We start from the raw sequence: 4,814 nt of genomic DNA on the forward strand, positions 1-4,814 counted from the left end.
TATAATAATAATAATCGAGCATGAGTCTCATACGGATGCTCGGGTCGAAAGGGAATCCCCAGGCGAGTAACCTGTTTGCGGTGATCCATTAGCTGCAGGAGCAGAAGAGCATACATCTGGAAGCAAAGCCAGGAAAGCGGCCTATGGAGCTGTGCGGCAGCGCTCAGTAGGCAATTTTTCAAAATATTGTTAAGCCTTTTCTGAGCATGGTATTTTTCATGGTATTACCAATTAGCAGGAAAATAAGCCATTGAATATAAAAGATAAAAATGTCTTGTTTACAATAAAGTGGGAGTAGTAATTTCGTTACTTTGTTTAGAATTTCTTCAGAAATATTTCTTAATAAATCGTGTTTTTCAACAAGCGTAAAATTACTTTCTAAAATCTCTTGTTGTTTAGCTCGAGTTTGGGTATAAGCCCCATAATAAAATTGACGAGGATCTTTAAGCACGTACCAATCTTTCATTTGGATTACAGTACGGCCCTTATCGTAAAGATCAAATTCAGGCTGCCATAAAGGTTTGTAATGAAAATTAATTTCTTCCTGAATATCGTAGGTCGCTTCTTGATAACGTGAAGCTGGTTTATCACCAAATCTTTTTTCAATATAAGCATAAGTATTTCTTAAAGGCTTAACTGAAGATGTTTTAATATCAATTTGCATATAAATCTTCCTGATTTTTTAATAAAGACTAGAGTTTTTATTCTCTAATACCGGCCTGTCCAAATCGCCACTTCATGCGGTCATATTCAATCTTTGCAAAATCATCCGTACTTAGGTGCTGTACTTGATGGTGTGCGCAGAATTCTTCAAAAGCCTTGACTGGCATAATCATTTCTACAGCTATAGTCAAACTACTTTATTATTCATACAAGATTCGAAAAAAACTCGAAATAACTCATCGACTGAGTCGATCAACCATTCTTTACGCTTACGTTTAACCCATGCCCACATCTGTTCTATAGGATTTAAATCAGGGCTGTATGCAGGAAGCCAAAGAATTTTATGCCCTTGTTGTTCCAATAACTCCTGAATATCTGCTCTTTTATGAAATGCTGCATTATCCATAACCACTACACTATTTTCTGGTAATGCTGGTATGAGGAATTGCTCAATCCAAAAATGAAAAACATCTGAATTGATTTTGCAGTCAAATAAACCGACTGAAAATAAATACCCTTTATGGATTGCTCCAATGGCATTGGTCTGATTCTTTAATTGCCAATTATATTGCCCTAGACAGGGTACTCCTTTTCGTGAGTAGCCATGAGGTCTGTAATCATGTGACTTAAAACCACTTTCATCCAGATAAATAATCGGATGGTTTTTTTCTAATTAATTCACTTGCAGAATAAATTTATCCCTAAGCTTTGTATCTGCTTTAGGATGGCTTAACGTCTTTTTTTAACTGTAATATTTAAGCGCTTTAATGCAGCACCAATAGATGAAACACCACAATTAAAACGTGCAGCACGTTCATATTGATAAGCATCAGGATACTTTTCAACATCTTCACGTAAAGCATCATCGTTAATTTTAGAAGGTTTACGTACACGAGTTTTTTTAATCTCTATACGTTTCTTCCATTCAACAATGGTATTTTTATTAATTTCAAATTGTGCAGCTACTGCTCGAATAGAATAACCTTCCTCAAGCTTAGCTAAAATTTTACGTCTAAAATGTTCTGAATAACTCATTGCACCATTGTATTGGTTTTATAATGATTTGACTATACCTTGCCAGCCAAAAAACGGTTTAATACCTTTAAATTCAAGTGGTGAAAACATCATTTGAATGGCAATCACTTTAGTGACATAGCCAATTAAACCACTCATGAAAGGAATAGAGACATACAACCAAAAATGTTGCTGGAAATCTGCAATCATAGTTTGAAGCATTGTTGTTCCTTAGATTTCTATTGATTTTGATATGGGGCAACAAGCCATAAAAAACGGATAACTGTTTAAGGTCAGACAAATATCGCTTAATGGTATTTACCTTTCCATGGTAATGCCTGTTTTATCGGGTCATCTTAACATCAAATTCATTATGATGTTGCATAGAATGTGATGAATTTATCAATGTGCAGAAGTTCTAAAGTAACTTTTGGGGTGTTGATAAATATAAATAAATAATATTTTATATCGATTATTCTAACTATTAAAATGATTCTAATATGAAAAAAATAAGATATATGATGATTTGCGGTGCGTCGAAGCGTGAAAAATGTTAAAATGGCGCGCTTAATTCTTTTGCCATTTAGTGGTTTGTCATGACTACCAATACTCAAATTACTGAAGATCGTATCCTGATCCTGGATTTCGGCTCTCAATATAGTCAGCTCATTGCACGTCGTGTACGTGAAGCTGGTGTTTACTCTGAAATGTATGCCTTTGATATGTCTGAAGAAGACATCCGTGCTTTTAAGCCAAACGGTATCATTTTATCAGGTGGACCTGAGAGTGTGCATGAAGAGGGCAGCCCTCGCGCACCGCAAGTGGTGTTTGAATTAGGCGTTCCAGTATTGGGTATTTGCTATGGTTTACAAACCATGTCTGAACAGTTAGGCGGTAAAGTTGAGCCGGGTACTGTACATGAGTTTGGTTATGCCGAAGTTGATATCGTTAAACGTGACCAACTTATTGGCAACTTACAAGACCGCGAAAACCAACTACACGTTTGGATGAGCCACGGCGACAAAGTGAGCCAGATTCCAGAAGGTTTTACGATTACTGCAAGCACACCAAGCTGTCCAGTTGCTGCTGTAAGTGATGAAACACGCCGTTTTTACGGTGTTCAGTTCCACCCAGAAGTAACACACACGGCAAAAGGTGAAGAGCTACTTTCTAATTTCGTTCACAAAATTTGTGGATGTGGTGGCCTTTGGACACCTGAACACATCATCGATTTGCGTGTAGAGCAGTTACGTGAGCAAATTGGTAATGAGAAAGTACTTTTAGGTCTTTCTGGTGGTGTTGACTCATCTGTTGTTGCTGCGCTTTTACACAAAGCGATTGGTGATCAATTAACATGTGTATTTGTTGATAATGGTTTGCTTCGTTTAAACGAAGGTGACCAAGTGATGCAAATGTTTGCTGAAAACATGGGTATTCGTGTTATTCGTGCAGATGCAGAAGCGCGCTTCTTAAATGCTCTAGCTGGCGTTACCGATCCTGAAGCAAAGCGTAAAATTATTGGTCGTGAGTTTATTGAAGTATTTGCTGAAGAAGCACGTAAACTTGATGGCGTGAAATTCTTGGCGCAAGGTACAATTTACCCAGACGTAATTGAATCTGCTGCAAGCAAACAAGGTAAAGCACACGTTATTAAATCTCACCACAATGTGGGTGGTTTACCAGATGATTTAGCATTTGAATTGGTTGAACCTTTACGTGACTTGTTTAAAGATGAAGTACGTAAATTAGGTACTACACTTGGTTTACCGCACAGCATGATCTACCGTCATCCGTTCCCGGGCCCAGGTTTAGGCGTTCGTATTTTGGGTGAAGTGAAAAAAGAATATGCAGATATTCTTCGTCTTGCTGATGATATCTTTATGCAAGAGCTTCGTGACAGCGGTTGGTATGATAAAACAGCTCAAGCATTTGCTGTCTTCCAACCTGTTAAATCAGTGGGTGTAGTCGGTGATGGCCGCCGTTATGCATGGGTGATTGCGCTTCGTGCAGTTGAAACAGTTGACTTTATGACAGCTCGTTTTGCACATTTACCATACGAATTGGTTGATAAAATCTCAACACGCATTATGAACGAAATTAAAGATGTATCACGTGTGGTATACGACGTGTCATCTAAACCACCAGCAACGATTGAGTGGGAATAATCAAATGAAAAGGCAGGATTAAATCCTGCCTTTTTTATATCTGTTTCTTCCGAAGGAGATGAGAGATGTCTGATTTCATTCAGTTAGAATATCTACAAGAAAAATTACAGCAACTTTTAGCGGAATCATTATTTGCAATCTATCTTTATGGTTCAGCTGTTGATGGTGGCTTAGGGCCAGAAAGTGACCTTGATGTTCTGGTCGTGGTTACTCAACCATTAACATCTGCTTTACGCGAGCAGCTTGCACAAGAATTACTAAAAATTTCACAGCCTGTTGGGGAATTACAAAGACCATTAGAAGTTACTATTTTATTAAAAGATGAGATTCAGTCTGGAAATTATCCTTTAAGTTATGAAATGCAGTTTGGTGAATGGCTACGTGAAGAACTTAAAGAAGGTGGAACATTAAGTTCGCAGAAAGACCCAGATATTAGTATATTGCTTAGAAAAGCGAGATCTCATCATACAGTTTTATTTGGTCCAGCTTTAGACCAATGGGCACCTGAAATTTCTGATCAAGAACTATGGCAAGCAATGTCTGATACTTATCCCGAAATTGTAGCTCATTGGGATGAGGATGCAGATGAAAGAAACCAGATTTTAGCTTTATGCCGGATCTATTTTAGTTTAGTCATGAAGGATATTGCTTCAAAAGGCAATGCAGCTCGATGGGTTATGCCTCAGCTTCCTCCTGAGCAGAAATTCGTATTGCAGCGGCTTATACAGGAATATAGAGGGGAAATCGGTAAACAAAATTGGCAAGAGGAACATTATGCTTTGCAGCCTATTGTTAATTTTCTGAGTTCAAAAATTGAAGAGCATTTTGAGCAGAAAAGAAATTTGATCACATAATAATTTTTTAGATTCTGGCTTTTCTTACCGACTTTACTAAACATACGGCTATATAAGAGTGCTTAAGCACTCTTTTTTTATTACTTAGTGTTTAAAGAAAATAATATTAATTTTAATA

The 4,814-nt window shown here is 37.3% G+C and carries 6 protein-coding genes and 1 pseudogene; 2 read left to right on the forward strand and 5 right to left on the reverse strand.

The features are described 5' to 3' along the window. Positions 1-178: 178 nt before the first annotated feature. From WA249_RS18720 to WA249_RS18740, 5 genes and pseudogenes are all read right to left on the reverse strand, one after another. A complete protein-coding gene (locus WA249_RS18720; protein WP_006581703.1) occupies positions 179-664 on the reverse strand; it encodes a hypothetical protein in 486 nt (161 codons plus the stop codon). Between the two features lie 37 nt (positions 665-701). After that, positions 702-836 (reverse strand): phenol hydroxylase subunit, encoded by a 135-nt coding sequence (locus WA249_RS18725; RefSeq protein WP_223231885.1) that lies wholly within the window; start codon positions 834-836, stop codon positions 702-704. A gap of 14 nt (positions 837-850) precedes the next feature. After that, positions 851-1,318, reverse strand: coding sequence for an IS630 family transposase (locus WA249_RS18730; protein WP_191109939.1), 468 nt, complete (start codon positions 1,316-1,318; stop codon positions 851-853). A gap of 74 nt (positions 1,319-1,392) precedes the next feature. Further along, complete coding sequence (locus tag WA249_RS18735) at positions 1,393-1,698, reverse strand: IS630 transposase-related protein (RefSeq protein ID WP_000122230.1); 306 nt, start codon at positions 1,696-1,698, stop codon at positions 1,393-1,395. 30 nt (positions 1,699-1,728) lie between these two features. Then, positions 1,729-1,887, reverse strand: a pseudogene (locus tag WA249_RS18740) (DUF445 domain-containing protein); the annotation flags it as partial. Positions 1,888-2,273: 386 nt separating this feature from the next. On the opposite strand from WA249_RS18740, the gene guaA reads away from it, so the two are divergent. Both guaA and WA249_RS18750 read left to right on the forward strand, forming a co-directional pair. Further along, positions 2,274-3,842, forward strand: coding sequence for a glutamine-hydrolyzing GMP synthase (gene guaA, locus WA249_RS18745; protein ID WP_000210750.1), 1,569 nt, complete (start codon positions 2,274-2,276; stop codon positions 3,840-3,842). Positions 3,843-3,907: 65 nt separating this feature from the next. Further along, positions 3,908-4,696: an ANT(3'')-II family aminoglycoside nucleotidyltransferase gene (locus WA249_RS18750; RefSeq protein ID WP_005137601.1), complete on the forward strand. Its 789-nt coding sequence runs from the start codon at positions 3,908-3,910 to the stop codon at positions 4,694-4,696. Positions 4,697-4,814: the final 118 nt, after the last annotated feature.

Source organism: Acinetobacter sp. 161(2023), assembly GCF_037027805.1.
Classification (GTDB): Bacteria; Pseudomonadota; Gammaproteobacteria; order Pseudomonadales; family Moraxellaceae; genus Acinetobacter.